Raw genomic sequence first — 14764 nt, 5'->3', positions numbered from 1 at the left:
AAGTCAACCGGACCGCGCCCGCATGAACAGACTGTCGATTGTTCTACTCTCTGCCCTAGCATTGCTGACACAACCGTCCGCTGCCAGTGCTCAGGATGCCTTCGGCAACAGCGGCGATCCGAAAATCGCGTTGCCGGGACTGACAGAATACGCACCGGCAGATCCCGATAGCGCGGCCGCGGCGGTCCGTAGGACCGTCAGGATGGAAGCGGCACTGACAGAGAACGGCGAACCGCTCAGGCATGGCCTGACCTGGCGGATCTTCCATCCGACGCCCGGCACCGACGGCAAGCTGCCGCTGCTTGCCAGTTCGGAAGGCGGTTCGGCCGAGTTCGAATTCGAGCCCGGCGATTATTTCCTGCACGTGGCCTTCGGACGCGCAGGTGTCACCAAGAAGCTGACAGTGCCAAGGGACGGCCCGATCGAGAAGCAGCACATTGTCATGGAAGCCGGCGGATTGATCCTCAACGCCGTCTCCGGGATCGATGCCCGCATCCCTTCAACCCAGCTTCGCTTCAACATCTACAAGGCCGAAGAAGGCATCGATGGCGAGCAGCAGCTTGTGGTCGAGGACGTCAAGCCGAACACGATCGTCAGGCTCAATGCCGGCACCTATCACATCGTCTCCGAATATGGGTCCGTCAATGCCGTCATCCGCTCCGACATCCGCGTCGAGGCCGGAAAGCTGACCGAGGCGGTCATTCAGCACCGCGCCGCCCAGCTTACCCTCAAGCTGGTGGCCGAACCCGGTGGAGAGGCGATCGCCGACACCGCTTGGTCAATCCTCACATCCGGCGGTGACGTGGTCTCAGAAAGCGTCGGCGCCTTCCCCACCATCGTTCTGGCCGAAGGCGAATACACCGCCATCGCACGCAACAAGGCCAAGGTGCACCAGCGCGACTTTACGGTGGTTGCTGGTCGGAATTCGGACGTGGAAGTCTTGCTGAACTAGGCGATTTCGAGCCGCTTTTCGGATGCGCGCTGCGGCATTTCGAGTTCGAAAACAGCGTCGTAAAGCCTGCCGAGCAGCTGCTTCCGGTCGGAGATCTTCGCAAGCTCGTCGGCTTCGAGTACCTGGCCCGGATAGGCGACGATCGCTGAGCCGGACAGCCTCCGGAACTCACGCACCAGCAGCGACGTTCGCAACGTCAGCGACACCCGGCTTGCCAGATGGAACAGGGCGCCGCACTGACCCTCGAAATAGACCGGGATCACCGATGCCCGGGCGGCCTGCACCAGGCGTGCGGGAAACATCTTCCAGGGCAGGTCCACCGCGCGACCGAACCCTTTCGGCGCGGTCGCAACGCCACCTGCGGGGAACACGACGATGGTCACGCCTGCCTTGAGCAGTTCCACGGCCTGCTGCCGCGTTGCCATGTTGATGGCCATGGCCTCGCGCGTTTCATCAAATGAAATCGGCAAGGCGAAGGGCGCGATTTCCGGGATTTTCATCAGGTCATTGTTGATCAGCACCCGGAACGGCCTGCCGAGCGCCTCAGCCATGGCCAGAACCGCAATGCCGTCACCGATCCCGTAGGGATGGTTGGCAATGATCACGAGAGGGCCATCGGGCAGATTGCGCGGCGGCCACTCGGACCTGATATCCAGCCGTATGTTGATCAGCTCGAGCATGCGCGAGAAGACATGCCGCCCCTGCGGAACGATCTCCCGGCTCCAGATCTGGTAGAGCCGAAAGTAGCGGTCGCGGCCTGACAGGCCTTCGATCGACCGGATGATCCAGCGTTTGAACCGCGGCTGGTTCTGGTTGGCGTAGCTAAGCTGATCGAGGCGCATGGTGACTCTCGAAGAATGACACGGTCACTCCGAATGCCACGTCTCCATGAAAGTCATGTGACAACCGGCGCGGCATGGTTTTTCCCGCCGCGCCGGAAAGGGGTCAGGCCGCTCGCGACGCCTTCTCTGCGTTCTTGCGCAGAACGTCGGGTGGCGTGGCTTCCTCGGCCAGCGTCGCAATCGCGTCGGCAAGCGTCATCGACGCCTGGTCACGGCTGCCAAGCCGGCGGATATTGACAGTCTGCTCTTCCGCCTCGCGCATGCCGCAAACCAGGATCACCGGCACCTTGGCCAGCGAATGCTCACGGACCTTGTAATTGATCTTCTCATTGCGGAAGTCGGTATCGACCTGAAGCCCCGCATCCCGCAGCTTCTGAGCCACGGTTGCGCCATAGTCGTCAGCCTCTGACGTAATCGTCGCCACCACGACCTGCAGCGGCGCAAACCACAGCGGCATGTGGCCGGCATGGCTTTCGATCAGGATACCGAGGAAGCGCTCGAGCGATCCGCAGATCGCGCGGTGCACCATGACCGGCTGCTTCTTTTCCGAATCCGCCCCAATGTAGAAGGCGCCGAAGCGTTCAGGCAGGTTGAAGTCGACCTGCGTCGTGCCACACTGCCAGTCGCGGCCGATCGCATCGCGCAGGGTGTATTCGAACTTCGGACCATAGAAAGTCCCCTCGCCCTCATTGATGCCGACCTTGATGCGTCCACCGGATTCGGCTGCCATCTTGTCGAGCACCTTCCTGAGGATATCTTCCGCGTGGTCCCACATCGCGTCGGTGCCGACACGTTTCTCAGGCCGTGTCGCAAGCTTGACGACCACTTCCTCGAAGCCGAAATCACGGTAGACCGACATCATCAGGTCATTGATCTTCAGGCACTCCGCCTCGAGCTGCTCCTCGGTGCAGAACACATGTGCATCATCCTGGGTGAAGGCGCGGACCCGCATCAGCCCGTGCAGCGCGCCCGAGGGCTCGTAGCGGTGCACATTGCCGAATTCGGCCAGCCTGACCGGCAGGTCGCGGTAGGATTTCAGCCCGTGCTTGAAGATCTGCACATGGCCGGGGCAATTCATCGGCTTGAGCGCGAAGATCCGGTTGTCGGCCTCCTCGTCGTCTGGATTGGTGAAGGCATGGGCGGATTTCACCGCGAACATGTTTTCCTGGTACCAGCCCCAGTGGCCCGAGGTTTCCCACAGGCTCTTGTCGAGGATTTGCGGTGCATTGACCTCTTCATAGTCGTTCTCGAGCCGCCGTCGCATGTAGGCGACGAGGTTCTGGAACATCTTCCAGCCCTTGGAGTGCCAGAATACGACGCCTGGCCCCTCTTCCTGGAAATGAAACAGATCCATCTCCCGGCCAAGCCGGCGGTGATCGCGCTTCTCGGCTTCTTCCAGCATGTGCAGATACGCATCGAGTTCCGCCTGCTCGGCCCATGCCGTGCCGTAGATGCGGGTCAGCATTGTGTTGTTGGAATCACCGCGCCAGTAGGCACCCGCGACCTTCATCAGCTTGAAGGCGGTGCCGATCTGACCGGTCGAGGCCATGTGCGGACCGCGGCAGAGGTCGAACCAGTCGCCCTGCTTGTAGATCTTGAGATCCTGGTCGGCAGGGATAGCCTCGATCAGCTCGACCTTGTAGGCCTCGCCCTTTTCCTCGAACACCCGTCTCGCCTCATCGCGCGACCAGACCTCCTTGGTGAAAGGCTTGTTGCGGGCGATGATCTCCTTCATCTTCTTTTCGATCACCGGCAGGTCTTCCGGCGTGAACGGCTGGTTCCTGGCAAAATCGTAATAGAAGCCGTTCTCGATCACCGGACCGATGGTCACCTGGGTGCCCGGAAACAGCTCCTGCACGGCCTCTGCCATCACATGCGCGGTATCATGGCGGATCAGTTCCAGCGCCCGGGGATCGGTGCGGGTGACGATTTCCAGTGCGCCGTCGCGCACCGGGTCGCTCAGATCGGTGAGTTCACCGTCGAGCGCGATCGCAACCGCCTTTTTGGCCAGCGACTTGGATATCGACTCGGCCACCTCGCGGCCGGTTGTGCCGGCAGGGTATTCACGCTTGGAGCCATCGGGAAATGTGAGGGATACGGCTGATGCCATGGCAGTCTCTCCTGAGTCCAGTCCCGCCAACGAACGCGGGTGGTTGAGTATGGTGTGTGTGCAGGGCGGCGTTTACGCGATTTGACGGGGGGCATCAAGTATCGGCAACCTGCTTGGCCGGGCATGCGTGGACGAAGCTTCTGCGCGGCACTCGCACAAGTCCATTATTCGTGGGCACACCGGCGACCAAATGCGGCAAACCTCCACGGCGCCCACCACACGAACCGGGGGCCGAGAGTTTCAGGCACATTGTCGATGCCGTGGGTGCCGCCTGGGCCGCAGCGACCGACCCTGAACAGCGCCATCCATCCACCATTCCACAGCCCGTGCCGGGCGATGGCCTCGTAGGCATACTCGGAACAGGTCGGCAGATGGCGGCACGAATTGCCAATGAACCCGGAGAGCGTGAGTTGATAGAACCGCACCAGCCCGGTGCCCAGCAGCCGTCCCGGCGTTTTCGGCCAGGGGCCGGCCCAATTGCGGCCGGCGGATGTGGCACCCATCAGGCTGCGTCTTCCTTGTCCTTGCGTGCCTCGATCTGGTCGAGGCAGTCGACCACCGCGTCGAATGTCAGCAGCGTCGAGGCATGCCGTGCCTTGTAGTCGCGAACAGGTTCGAGGAACTTGAGATCGGCAAACCGCCCGTCCGGTGCCGGGCCGTTTTCCTTCAGCATCCGACGCATGGTTTCGCGCACCTCGCGCAGTTCTGCAGCACTTGCCCCGACAATGTTGCGCGCCATGATCGAGGACGAAGCCTGACCAAGCGCACAGGCCTTTACGTCCTGGGCGAAATCGGCGACTTGATCGCCATCCATCTTCAGCCAGACCTTGACCTTCGAGCCGCAGAGCTTCGAATGGGCCGAGGCTTCGGCATCCGCATCCTCAAGCATGCCGATACGCGGGATGTTACCGGCAAAATCCAGGATCCGGGCATTGTAGACATCGTCAATCATCACTTCGGACCTTTCCTATATTGCGATCCCGTCGTTCGGCTTGCGACACGAGATGGCGACGGCCATCTCGACGCGCGCCTCATGATGACTATATAGTAACCGTCAGGCGTTCGGCAAAACCTGTTTGCCGGAGCCAAGGGAGACCGTGCCGGAGGGTTAGCGCCCGAAAGCCCCGGAGCCCGCTGGACACGAAATTCGGCGTGATCGAGTATCGGGCACCCGATTAAAATGTCCAACTGCGTGGTCCGATCGAATGTGAACAACGTAAAGGGTGCAATTCCCTACGGAGACCACGAGCATGGATGCCATCGTCAACAGCCTGAAGACAAACGACAATCGCCCAACCGAGGCAGAAGCGGAAGAAGCCGTCCGCACGCTGCTGCGATGGGTTGGCGACGACATCACCCGCGAGGGCCTGCTCGATACCCCGAAGCGCGTGGTCAAGGCCTACAAGGAACTGTTTTCCGGCTACGACCAGGACGCCGAGGAAGAACTCGGCCGCACTTTCGAGGAAGTCGCCGGCTATGACGACATCGTGCTGGTCAAGGACATCCCGTTCTTCTCCCATTGCGAACACCACATGGTACCCATCATCGGCAAGGCGCATGTCGCCTACCTGCCCGACGGCAAGGTTCTCGGCCTGTCGAAAATCGCCCGCGTGATCGAGATCTATGGCCGCCGCCTGCAGATCCAGGAAACCATGACCGCCCAGGTCGCCCATTCCATCGACGACGCCTTGCACCCGCGCGGTGTCGCGGTGATGATCGAGGCCGAGCACATGTGCATGGCCATGCGCGGCATCAAGAAGCAGGGCTCGACAACAATCACCACGACCTTTACAGGCGCTTTCAAGACGGATCCGCACGAACAGGTCCGTTTCATGACACTGATCAGGGGTTGATTGCAGACCCCAGCATGAGGGGTTCCGATGACACCGTCATTCAAGACACCATCAGATGACAAGTCCGTGCTTGAGGAAGGCACGGACATATCTCCCCGTTTCGATGCCATGGGGTTGATCACCGCCGTGGTCGCGGACAGCCGCGACAACGAAATCCTCATGCTCGCGCACATGAATGACGAGGCTCTCAGGCTCACCATCGACACGGGAATCGCCCACTACTGGAGCCGGTCACGAAGCGCGCTGTGGAAGAAGGGCGAGACTTCGGGCAATCTCCAGATGGTCGATGAGATCCGGTTTGACTGCGATCAGGACGCCGTCCTGCTCAAGGTTCGCGTCAGCGGCTCAGATGCCACATGCCACACCGGCAGGCGCTCTTGTTTCTACCGGAAAGTGGTCAAGACCGAGGGCGAAACCCGGCTGGAAACCGATTCCGCGCCGCTTTTCGACCCAAAGTCTGTGTATACCGATCATTAGGCAAGCTGCGCCATTTTGGGTCAACTGCCCGCATCCTTCATGATTTTGCAACCCATGTCTGGTGTCATGACCCTGAACGCGGAGGAGTGTTCGGCAGGGAAGGACCTGGAAATGCTGAACTGGAACATGAGCCGTACCACAGAGCCAGTGGCTGCCGCCGACAGCGGCGACGTCATGGCCATGACACCGGTAGGTGGGATGCAACACAAGCCTTCGCAAAAACCCAAGATTGCCCTGGCGCTGGGCGGCGGCGCAGCCCGCGGATGGGCCCATATCGGGGTTCTCCGGGCGCTGGATGAAGCCGGCGTCGAAGTCTCCATGATTGCCGGCACCTCCATCGGCGCCCTTGTCGGCGGCTGCTACCTGGCCGGTCGGCTCGATGAACTCGAGAATTTCGCCCGCAGCCTGACCATGCGCCGCATCGCCGGCCTGCTCGATTTCGCCATCGGAGGCGGCGGCCTGTTTGGCGGCATGCGGCTTAACGACCGCATGCAGGAACACCTGATCGGCGTCAACATCGAGGATATGGACAGGACTTTCGTTGCCGTTGCCGCGGAGCTCAACACCGGCCACGAGGTCTGGATTTCATCGGGGTCGCTGATTACCGGCATTCGCGCCTCTTATGCGCTGCCTGGCATTTTCGAGCCGGTTCGCTGCAACAACCGGATCCTGCTCGACGGCGCACTCGTCAATCCGGTACCGGTTTCGGTCTGCCGCGCACACGAGCAGCCGCTGGTGGTCGCAGTCAATCTGCATTATGATCTGTACGGTCGCTCGGCCGTCATCAAGCACACCGCAAGCGACCCGGCGCCCACCTATGATGGCCCGGAACGCCGCCAGAGGGCGCGCGAAAGCCGTGTCGGCATGACTTCGGTGATGGTGCAGGCCTTCAACATCATTCAGGACCGGATTTCCCGGGCACGTCTTGCGGGCGATCCGCCCGATCTTTCGCTGCATCCGAGGCTGTCGGACATCGGTCTGTCGGAATTCCACCGCGCCAGCGAAGCCATTGATCGAGGCTACCAGGAAGCCTCCGCCAAACTCGGCGAAATCATGCGCATGCAGGCAATCCTGGCGCCACTCTGAGCCAACAGCCAGCAACGAGAACCGGACCTCCGGCCTCATTAGAACACTGCGACCGGCTCGGCCCGCTTGCCGCTCCGGTCACGATGGTACCTGGTCCAGTGCTTGCCAGATCAGCCCGCGATGTAGGCCTTGATCTCCTCGGCCTCCCGCTCGACGTCCTCGATCCGCCGCCGGACCACGTCGCCGATCGAGATGATGCCGATCAGCGTTCCGTCCTTTTCGACCGGCAAATGCCTGAACCGGCCATTGGTCATCAGTTCCATCACCTGGTTGACGGTATGATCCTCACCACAGGTTGTCACCTTCGATGTCATGATCGCGGAGATCGGTGCGGTCAGGGCTCCAGCGCCTTTCGATGCAAAGGCACGGACGATATCACGTTCGGAAAGAATGCCTGCGATCTTGCCACCGTCACCGGTCACGACCACAGCGCCGATCTTGTTGTCTGAGAGAAACCGCACGGCCTCCTCGGTGCCCATAGAGGGATTAACGGTAACGACATTGCGTCCCTTCTGGTCAAGTATCTGTTTTACAGTCATTCAATCCTCCTTCCGCCAGATTCCCACTTGGTCCCGGCGCTCCCCCGCACCAGAACCCAAGCATATGGTGCGCTCGAACTCGAGCGTTTGCAAGCCTGCGCAGGTTCCGTCCCGCGTTGCTTGCCGGACACTCTTCAAGCTGTCCCGGAACGGGTCAGGAGATCTCTGCCATCCCCGCGGATTCACGAAAAAGGGCACCTGCGGCGGTGCTTTTCACACCGCCGGGACGAAAAGGTTCACAAACCGCCCATGCAATCAGTAAGCGTCCGATTGGCCATGGCCGATCGGATCAAACAGGGAAAAGGCCAGAAACCCGAACAGGAAGCCGCCGACATGGGCCTCCCAAGCGATCGCCGAATCGGCAATACCAAAGGAAAATCCCACGGCCGCCAGCAGGTTGATACCGAACCAGACCACGAGAAAACCGAACACTGTCCGGTTGGTCAGCGACTGGGCTATACTCAGGCGCTCATTGAGATGCGCCCGGTCGCGGTGGAAACCGCCCCCATCACCGAATGCAAACCGTGCCGCCGCGCCCATCAGCGCCGAGACTACGCCCGATGCACCGACCATGATGCTCTGGTCGCCCCAGTGGAAAACAAGGAAAAGCGCCGCCGACGCCAACGCGCTCAAAAGCCAGAAGATGACAAACCGGACCGGGCCAATACGGCGGGCGACAACCGCACCGAATGCAGCCAGCCAGAAACAGTTGAGTGCCAGATGCGCGTAGCCGCCGTGAAGCAGGGAATAGGTGATGGGCGACCAGAGATACGGACCCGCCTGCCCGGCCATGGAGACGGCATAGCGCTGCGGGATAAAGGCTGTCTGCAGATAGATTTCGAGCACTGCGGCCCGTGGCAGCAGTGAATCGAGCGCCACCTGTATCGCCACCATCAGCAGAACCATCGCCAGAACAACATTGGGCAGATTGAACACCGGCTCGCGCTTTCGCGATTCCGGGCCGTGGCCCGCTGGATCATTCTTATGGCTCATGCGAAAGCACTCTCTCTTCAGCTCACACCGACGTCACGAGCAGTAGAACCCATGCCCCGCACTGGCAACAGCGGGACAAAAAAAAGCCGTTCGCGCTGTGCGAACGGCTGGTCGAGTCCCCTCGTCCGAATTGTGCTGAAGGACATCCCTTCAAGAACTGATGGCCCAGAATGGCACGCACTCCGGGCAGCCGCAATCCAAACCGAAAATTAACCTTAACGGCGGCGCGGTGGCATGGTTTTCGCTTCGTTAAAGCCAGATCACGCCGTGGAGATCCGGTTGCGCCAGATTGGCACGACACCGGATCAAAATGGCACCTCGAAACGATTGGTGGCGAGCCTACATGAAACACAAGAACAGTTTTGAACTCTTCGAATACTGGACCGAGAAGCGCGGTAAGCGGGCCGCACCGAGCCGGATCGACATCGAACCTGCCGATATCCGCACTCTCCTGCCGAATGTCTTCATTTGCGATCTTGCAGCAGACAACCAGTTGAACTTCCGTCTCGCGGGTACAGCCCTGTGCGCGCTCCATGGCAGAGAACTCAAGGGCTCGTCCTTTGCTTCACTCTGGCTTGCCGACGGCGTTCGCAATGCCGGACGCACCGGCGCTTCCGTCGCAACCGGCGCAACCCCGGCCGTCATGTCACTCGATTGCCTGAGCCAGGGCGGACGAGTGGCGCAGGCCGAGATGCTGCTGCTGCCCATTACCGGTCCCAGCGGCCTCAACGACCGGTTGATCGGCCTTCTGTCGGTCTTTGATGCACCCTACTGGATCGGCCATGAACCGGTGGTCGGCCTGTCGACAACCGGCATCCGTTTCATCGATCAGAGCCGCAATCCGGTCTTTCTGGCAAACCGGCCGGAGGTCAGGATGCAAGCCTCTTCTCCGAATTTTGCCAATGGATTCAATGCAAATCGAAAGAAAGTGGCCCATCTGGTTGTGCTTGACGGCGGGCGTCGCGATTAACGAGTATAATCGACCGGCGCTTACCCATTGTTAACACTGCGCAGATTAACATGAGGGCTCAAATGTCAGGGAATCGACAGGCTCTCATGTTATCCGCAAGCTCCGCATCACAGCCGACCGACGGCAATGACACCGGCGAACAGAAGTTTCACCGGGTGACCATTTCGGTGCAGGGACGGTTCATGCGTGCGGACCACTCCGAGCATGACTGCATCGTCGACGCCATGTCCCCTTTCGACGCCGTCATCCTGAGCAGCTCCCGCCCCGAAACCGGTGAGCGCATCGTTGCCTATGTCGATTACATCGGTCGCATCGAAGGCAAGGTCACCGAAGCCGGGCTTCGCGCCTTCACGATTTCGCTCAACGCCACCGACCGCAAGCGCGACAAACTCTCCGCGCAGCTGACATGGCTTGCCAACAAGCACGAGCTCGGCCTGCCCGAAGACCGCCGCCACGAGCGCGTTTCGCCCAACAATCCGGTTTCCGAAATCCGCCTCGACGACGGCAGACGATACCCATGCCGCATCATCGACCTGTCTGTTTCCGGCGCAGCCGTGGAAATCGACGTACGTCCCGCCTTCGGCACCATGGTGCTGCTCGGCAACATGCGCGGGCGGGTGGTGCGCCATTTCCAGGAAGGCATCGCCATGGAATTCATGACGCTTCAGCCCGAGGAAACAATCGACAAACTTTCCTAGACGCCCTTCACCCGGGCGCCCTTATTGAAAGCCGGTCCTGTGACCGGCTTTTTTTATGCGAACGGTTGAGGGCTGGCCGCCGCCATCTGCCGACGGCTTAGCGCTGGTGAAACACGGCTGCCCGGCTCCACCCCTCACCCTCCAGAGTTGCCACCCTTCCCATCCAGCAACGACGTCCTGACGCCTCATGCATTCGCACCTGTGCGTGATCGCGCGCGGTCAGAACAAACCACACTTGGTTGTCAAAATCTGAACCCGCAGGATCGAATTTTATACTTGTTTTAGATCAATTTTAATACAGATTTATACTTGTTTTAGTCGCATTAGACTCAACTAAGTACTTAATTATACTGTTGTTTTTTGCGTCATGTCAAAACCTGCATGGCATTGTTGTCCCATAACGGGGAAACAAGACAATGCACACACACATGCAAGCACTGGGGAAATTTGCTGCGGCCTGTGGCCTGGCAATCACATTCAGCACCGCCTCCATGGCGACACCGACAAATCTCGTTGCCGCCGGCAACACCAACCCGCCAATCGGACATTACGAGTTCTGCAAGAACTATCCGGATGAATGCACCTCGCTCGGTCGCGATTCAGGCCCGATGGCACTTACCCGAAAGCGATGGGCAACCATGCTCGAGGTCAACACCAGGGTCAATCAGAGCATCCGGCCCGACACCGACCTCAACATATACGGCGTCGAGGAGCTTTGGTCCTATCCGCGCTCGGTCGGAGACTGCGAAGACTACGTGCTGCTCAAGCGCCACATGCTCATGCAACAGGGATTTTCGCCCAAGGATCTGCTGATCACCGTGGTCCTTCAGCCAAATGGCGATGGTCACGCGGTTCTCACCGTCCGCACCGATTACGGTGACTACATTCTCGACAACATGCGCGGTGATGTCCGTTTGTGGTCGGAAACCGGCTACACCTTCATCAAGCGCCAATCACCTGAACACGCGGCCCGATGGACCAAGCTCGGACCAGGATCGGCCTCCAAGGTCGGCGCCATCAACAATTGATCTTGACGTTCCGGACTTAGGGCCTGCGGGGGCCGTCCGGAACAAGCAATCGCAACCGGTTGCTTACAACAGCCGGTTCAGGGTCAGGCTCTGGTCGAGTCCCCATGCTTCCCCGCAACGGCCAGGCCTCGAGCCGACCCCAATGTCCCCTGGGGTCGGCTCCTTCTTTTTCTGCAGAGCCGCAACGGCAGAGTTCGACCTAGTCGATCCGCTTCAGACCTTGCGAAAATCGCTTGGCATTTTCAACATAATGCTCGGCCGAGAGTTTCAGCATGGCTTCCGCACTGGCATCTAGCTGTCTCACCACCTTGGCCGGCGACCCCATCACCAGTGAATTGTCGGGAATGACCTTGCCTTCCGTCACCAGCGCTCCCGCGCCGATCAGGCAATTCTCTCCGATCTGAGCTCCATTCAACACGGTGGCCCCCATTCCCACCAGGCTGTTGTTGCCGATCGTGCATCCGTGCAGGATCGCCGAATGGCCGATGGTGCAGCCCTTGCCGATCACCAGCGGATATCCCATGTCCGTATGCAACACGCAGTTTTCCTGGATGTTCGACCCCGCACCGACGGTGATCGGTTCATTATCGCCCCGCAGCACGGCGCCAAACCAGATGCCGGCGCCCTCCTCCAGTATGACATTGCCGATCACCTGGGCGCTTTCCGCTACATAATAGAAACCGTCAGGCAGTTGCGGCTGCTTGCCGTCCAGGCTGTAGATCGCCATACGATACTCCTCTCTCGCGTCACCGCTGCCGAAACCCGATCACGCAGGCCTGGAAGCGAAAGATCCCTGATGCCATGACCCGGCGTCACTTCCAAAGCTTCATAACATGATAAATCAGGCTGCTCCGCCACCGCTGACATCAGCCTAAGCCAGAAAATAGCCGCTCGCAAAAGCCATCTGCAGAACAAGCACACCGGAACAGATCGACCATCCCGCGGCAACCAGTGCAAGAACGGCATACAATGGCAGCGATACCATGCCTGCCCGCCAGTTTCTGAAACCATTGATAAGCAGCAACCGAGGGCCGACGAGAGCAGCGAGTACCAGTTCGATACCGACCCGAACCGGATGCGCCCGCATGCCGGCAAACTGCGGCTCACGCCATCCGGCAAGCCTGACAAGCTCGAGCCCAACCCAGGCGGCGGCAAATCCGGTCGCCATGGCGAAAATCGCGGCAAGGAAATCGAGAGAATAAATCATTGGTTAACCATGTCCGGTCCAGTGTTTGCATTCGTCAAGACATCAAGCAAGCGCCATGCCGCAGCGGGATGTTCCACTTTGGCACACATCGAAATCACTGGCACTCCATGTCCGAGACCTCATCCACACTTGAACACGCTCCATTGCTCTCGCCGCGCTTTGTGTGGAGGTTGACCGCGGTGATCGTGGTCATGTGTCTCGTCACCGCTGCAATTGCACTGACGGGCCGGATGATCGGAAAAAGCATTTCCTATGCCGGCAACACGGCCGACCGCACCATTCAGGAGATCGTCATCGGCGATGACGTCATCCACCTTCCATCGAATGTGATCCGGTTCGAAAGCCAAAGGGCGTCAGGCGTCCAGAATGCGGTGGACACCTATTTTTCCTGGCCTGGAATGAATGGCTATAGCGAAGCGCGCCGGGACATCTTCAACCAGACGCGGTCGGCCAACGGGTTGATTTTTGCGCGCATTACCCAGGCGACAATGTCCAGAGACATGTCCGGGCGGTTCGAGCCGATCTACAAGCGCCTGACCGACGGCCCGCCGCTTGCCGGGCCCAACGGCCTCGATTCCTTCCGGCTCCGCCCCGGTGCGGGCTATGCCAACGAACTGATGTATGTGGAGCGCACCGCAGGCCAGCGGCCCTATGCGGTGCGATGCCTGGTCGAGGATCTGACTGGAGCAGACAGCGGGTTTACCACCCAGACCGGTTGCCAGCGTGATATCTTCATTGGCAAGGACCTGTCGGTCACCTACCGGTTTTCGATCGATCTTCTGCCTCATTGGCGTGAGATCGAGCGCGATGTCCGCAACCGCCTCGAGACCGCGCTGGTCAGGTAAGGTCGACGTCGAGAATGGCCATCGAGAAATTGTATGACAGATCTCCGTCTTCATCGTCACGGAAAACGATGCCGAGAAACTCGTCACCGAGATAGACTTCCGCCGAATCATCCTTCCGCGGCCGGGCCTTGATCACCATCTTGTCATTGAAAATGCGCTTGAAATAGGCGTCCAGCTTGATGATTTCGTCCGGTTTCACAGTGCTCTCCTGGGCAATTGGGTTCGACCGGCTTTTGGCACGGACCGCGGGCTAAATCAAACCCGCGATCCCGCCAAAGGACAAAAATCCCGCATCAACTGCGCGTGAGCGTGCTCAGTTGCCGCCGTTGAGCATCTGGTCCATAGCCCGCGATGGCTCAGAGCATCCGGCTGTTCCGACGACCCGTGCAGGTACCCCCGCGACAGTGGAATTGGGTGGAACCGGTTTCAGCACGACCGAGCCGGCCGCCACGCGGCTGCAATGGCCGATCTCGATATTGCCAAGCACATTCGCGCCGGCGCCGATCAGCACACCGTCCCTGATCTTCGGATGACGGTCACCTGTTTCCTTGCCGGTACCGCCGAGCGTGACGCCCTGCAGGATCGACACGTTGTCGCCGATGGTCGCGGTCATGCCGACCACCAGACCGGTGGCATGATCGAGGAACAGCCCCTTGCCGACCTTCGCCGCCGGATGAATGTCGGTCTGGAAGATCTCCGAGGAGCGGCTTTGAAGATACAGCGCCAGGTCCACCCTTCCCTTGCCCCACAGCCAGTGGGCCAGACGGTGGGTCTGGATGGCATGGAAGCCCTTGAAATAGAGCACCGGCTGGATGAACCGGGTGCAGGCGGGGTCACGGTCATAGACGGCCTGGATGTCGACCCGCAGCACCGAGCCCCACTCCCGCCAGTCACTGACCATTTCAAGGAAGGTCTGGCGCAGGATGTTGGCTTGAAGATCCTGGTGATCGAGCCGTTCACAGACACGGTGGATCACTGCTTCCTCAAGCGACGGCTGGTTCAGCACGGTCGAGTAGAGGAACGATGCAAGCAGCGGATCCTGCGCAATTGATCTTTCGGCTTCCAGGCGAATCGAATCCCATATCGGGTCGATCGCCTTGACGGATTCACCCGCCCGCACACCTGATTTCGCTGACATTGCCGCCTCCGGGCCCGCTTCCGGGC

The 14764-nt window shown here is 60.1% G+C and carries 18 protein-coding genes; 8 read left to right on the top strand and 10 right to left on the bottom strand.

What is annotated here, in order from left to right:
- Positions 1 to 22 precede the first annotated feature (22 nt).
- Positions 23 to 952: a hypothetical protein gene (locus SPHINGO391_RS09875; protein ID WP_193217250.1), complete on the top strand. Its 930-nt coding sequence runs from the start codon at positions 23 to 25 to the stop codon at positions 950 to 952.
- Here the strand turns inward: SPHINGO391_RS09875 and SPHINGO391_RS09870 are convergent.
- The 4 genes from SPHINGO391_RS09870 to SPHINGO391_RS09855 form a co-directional block, all read right to left on the bottom strand.
- Positions 949 to 1794, bottom strand: a complete 846-nt coding sequence (locus tag SPHINGO391_RS09870) for a lysophospholipid acyltransferase family protein (protein ID WP_152008672.1) — start codon at positions 1792 to 1794, stop codon at positions 949 to 951. The two genes, SPHINGO391_RS09875 and SPHINGO391_RS09870, sit on opposite strands and share 4 nt — an antisense overlap.
- 103 nt (positions 1795 to 1897) lie before the next feature.
- Positions 1898 to 3904 carry a threonine--tRNA ligase gene (gene thrS / locus SPHINGO391_RS09865; RefSeq protein ID WP_152008671.1) on the bottom strand — a complete coding sequence of 669 codons (2007 nt, stop codon included), beginning with the start codon at positions 3902 to 3904 and terminating at the stop codon, positions 1898 to 1900.
- Between the two features lie 164 nt (positions 3905 to 4068).
- Entirely contained in the window at positions 4069 to 4407 is a 339-nt protein-coding gene (gene yidD / locus SPHINGO391_RS09860; protein WP_152008670.1) for a membrane protein insertion efficiency factor YidD, read from the bottom strand.
- Positions 4407 to 4856, bottom strand: a complete 450-nt coding sequence (locus tag SPHINGO391_RS09855) for an iron-sulfur cluster assembly scaffold protein (RefSeq protein ID WP_152008669.1) — start codon at positions 4854 to 4856, stop codon at positions 4407 to 4409. The genes yidD and SPHINGO391_RS09855 overlap by 1 nt, the downstream gene beginning before the upstream one ends.
- A 298-nt stretch (positions 4857 to 5154) precedes the next feature.
- Between SPHINGO391_RS09855 and folE the strand changes: the two genes are divergently transcribed.
- The 3 genes from folE (at position 5155) to SPHINGO391_RS09840 (ending at position 7320) form a co-directional block, all read left to right on the top strand.
- Positions 5155 to 5757: a GTP cyclohydrolase I FolE gene (folE, locus tag SPHINGO391_RS09850; RefSeq protein ID WP_152008668.1), complete on the top strand. Its 603-nt coding sequence runs from the start codon at positions 5155 to 5157 to the stop codon at positions 5755 to 5757.
- A 27-nt stretch (positions 5758 to 5784) separates the two neighbouring features.
- Entirely contained in the window at positions 5785 to 6234 is a 450-nt protein-coding gene (hisI, locus tag SPHINGO391_RS09845) for a phosphoribosyl-AMP cyclohydrolase (RefSeq protein ID WP_152008667.1), read from the top strand.
- Positions 6235 to 6345: 111 nt separating this feature from the next.
- Positions 6346 to 7320 (top strand): patatin-like phospholipase family protein, encoded by a 975-nt coding sequence (locus SPHINGO391_RS09840; RefSeq protein ID WP_152008666.1) that lies wholly within the window; start codon positions 6346 to 6348, stop codon positions 7318 to 7320.
- A gap of 110 nt (positions 7321 to 7430) precedes the next feature.
- Here SPHINGO391_RS09840 and SPHINGO391_RS09835 read toward each other — a convergent pair whose 3' ends face one another.
- Both SPHINGO391_RS09835 and SPHINGO391_RS09830 read right to left on the bottom strand, forming a co-directional pair.
- Positions 7431 to 7859: a CBS domain-containing protein gene (locus tag SPHINGO391_RS09835; protein ID WP_152008665.1), complete on the bottom strand. Its 429-nt coding sequence runs from the start codon at positions 7857 to 7859 to the stop codon at positions 7431 to 7433.
- A 255-nt stretch (positions 7860 to 8114) separates the two neighbouring features.
- Positions 8115 to 8852: a rhomboid family intramembrane serine protease gene (locus SPHINGO391_RS09830; protein WP_152008664.1), complete on the bottom strand. Its 738-nt coding sequence runs from the start codon at positions 8850 to 8852 to the stop codon at positions 8115 to 8117.
- A 343-nt stretch (positions 8853 to 9195) separates the two neighbouring features.
- Here SPHINGO391_RS09830 and SPHINGO391_RS09825 point away from each other — a divergent pair, with 343 nt between their 5' ends.
- From SPHINGO391_RS09825 to SPHINGO391_RS09815, 3 genes are all read left to right on the top strand, one after another.
- Positions 9196 to 9822, top strand: a complete 627-nt coding sequence (locus tag SPHINGO391_RS09825) for a PAS domain-containing protein (protein ID WP_193217249.1) — start codon at positions 9196 to 9198, stop codon at positions 9820 to 9822.
- Between the two features lie 86 nt (positions 9823 to 9908).
- Positions 9909 to 10520, top strand: a complete 612-nt coding sequence (locus SPHINGO391_RS09820) for a PilZ domain-containing protein (RefSeq protein ID WP_193217248.1) — start codon at positions 9909 to 9911, stop codon at positions 10518 to 10520.
- Between the two features lie 428 nt (positions 10521 to 10948).
- Positions 10949 to 11548: a transglutaminase-like cysteine peptidase gene (locus SPHINGO391_RS09815; protein ID WP_244615390.1), complete on the top strand. Its 600-nt coding sequence runs from the start codon at positions 10949 to 10951 to the stop codon at positions 11546 to 11548.
- A 199-nt stretch (positions 11549 to 11747) separates the two neighbouring features.
- On the opposite strand, the gene SPHINGO391_RS09810 is transcribed toward SPHINGO391_RS09815, so the two are convergent.
- Both SPHINGO391_RS09810 and SPHINGO391_RS09805 read right to left on the bottom strand, forming a co-directional pair.
- Complete coding sequence (locus SPHINGO391_RS09810; protein ID WP_152008661.1) at positions 11748 to 12275, bottom strand: gamma carbonic anhydrase family protein; 528 nt, start codon at positions 12273 to 12275, stop codon at positions 11748 to 11750.
- Positions 12276 to 12419: 144 nt separating this feature from the next.
- Positions 12420 to 12755, bottom strand: a complete 336-nt coding sequence (locus tag SPHINGO391_RS09805; RefSeq protein ID WP_152008660.1) for a hypothetical protein — start codon at positions 12753 to 12755, stop codon at positions 12420 to 12422.
- 191 nt (positions 12756 to 12946) lie between these two features.
- Between SPHINGO391_RS09805 and SPHINGO391_RS09800 the strand changes: the two genes are divergently transcribed.
- On the top strand, positions 12947 to 13600 hold the full coding sequence (locus SPHINGO391_RS09800) for a hypothetical protein (protein WP_152008659.1): 654 nt from the start codon (positions 12947 to 12949) through the stop codon (positions 13598 to 13600).
- Here the strand turns inward: SPHINGO391_RS09800 and SPHINGO391_RS09795 are convergent.
- Positions 13593 to 13799: a DUF3126 family protein gene (locus SPHINGO391_RS09795; RefSeq protein ID WP_152008658.1), complete on the bottom strand. Its 207-nt coding sequence runs from the start codon at positions 13797 to 13799 to the stop codon at positions 13593 to 13595. The genes SPHINGO391_RS09800 and SPHINGO391_RS09795 overlap by 8 nt on opposite strands.
- Before the next feature lie 114 nt (positions 13800 to 13913).
- Complete coding sequence (gene cysE / locus SPHINGO391_RS09790; RefSeq protein ID WP_152008657.1) at positions 13914 to 14738, bottom strand: serine O-acetyltransferase; 825 nt, start codon at positions 14736 to 14738, stop codon at positions 13914 to 13916.
- Positions 14739 to 14764 lie beyond the last annotated feature (26 nt).

This window comes from Hoeflea sp. EC-HK425, assembly GCF_902498795.1.
In the GTDB taxonomy this organism is placed as follows: Bacteria; Pseudomonadota; Alphaproteobacteria; order Rhizobiales; family Rhizobiaceae; genus Hoeflea; species Hoeflea alexandrii.
The sequence above is the reverse complement of the archived record's forward strand: the minus strand, read 5'-3'. Positions and strand labels throughout refer to the sequence as shown.

Coding starts and splice junctions, on each gene's coding strand:
- yidD (WP_152008670.1), bottom strand. CDS start 4,407: ATGGGTGCCACATCCGCCGGCCGCAATTGGGCCGGCCCCTGGCCGAAA.
- SPHINGO391_RS09805 (WP_152008660.1), bottom strand. CDS start 12,755: ATGATTTATTCTCTCGATTTCCTTGCCGCGATTTTCGCCATGGCGACC.
- SPHINGO391_RS09875 (WP_193217250.1), top strand. CDS start 23: ATGAACAGACTGTCGATTGTTCTACTCTCTGCCCTAGCATTGCTGACA.
- SPHINGO391_RS09840 (WP_152008666.1), top strand. CDS start 6,346: ATGCTGAACTGGAACATGAGCCGTACCACAGAGCCAGTGGCTGCCGCC.
- SPHINGO391_RS09855 (WP_152008669.1), bottom strand. CDS start 4,856: ATGATTGACGATGTCTACAATGCCCGGATCCTGGATTTTGCCGGTAAC.
- folE (WP_152008668.1), top strand. CDS start 5,155: ATGGATGCCATCGTCAACAGCCTGAAGACAAACGACAATCGCCCAACC.
- SPHINGO391_RS09820 (WP_193217248.1), top strand. CDS start 9,909: ATGTTATCCGCAAGCTCCGCATCACAGCCGACCGACGGCAATGACACC.
- SPHINGO391_RS09810 (WP_152008661.1), bottom strand. CDS start 12,275: ATGGCGATCTACAGCCTGGACGGCAAGCAGCCGCAACTGCCTGACGGT.
- cysE (WP_152008657.1), bottom strand. CDS start 14,738: ATGTCAGCGAAATCAGGTGTGCGGGCGGGTGAATCCGTCAAGGCGATC.
- SPHINGO391_RS09800 (WP_152008659.1), top strand. CDS start 12,947: ATGTGTCTCGTCACCGCTGCAATTGCACTGACGGGCCGGATGATCGGA.
- SPHINGO391_RS09870 (WP_152008672.1), bottom strand. CDS start 1,794: ATGCGCCTCGATCAGCTTAGCTACGCCAACCAGAACCAGCCGCGGTTC.
- SPHINGO391_RS09835 (WP_152008665.1), bottom strand. CDS start 7,859: ATGACTGTAAAACAGATACTTGACCAGAAGGGACGCAATGTCGTTACC.
- SPHINGO391_RS09830 (WP_152008664.1), bottom strand. CDS start 8,852: ATGAGCCATAAGAATGATCCAGCGGGCCACGGCCCGGAATCGCGAAAG.
- thrS (WP_152008671.1), bottom strand. CDS start 3,904: ATGGCATCAGCCGTATCCCTCACATTTCCCGATGGCTCCAAGCGTGAA.
- SPHINGO391_RS09825 (WP_193217249.1), top strand. CDS start 9,196: ATGAAACACAAGAACAGTTTTGAACTCTTCGAATACTGGACCGAGAAG.
- hisI (WP_152008667.1), top strand. CDS start 5,785: ATGACACCGTCATTCAAGACACCATCAGATGACAAGTCCGTGCTTGAG.
- SPHINGO391_RS09815 (WP_244615390.1), top strand. CDS start 10,949: ATGCAAGCACTGGGGAAATTTGCTGCGGCCTGTGGCCTGGCAATCACA.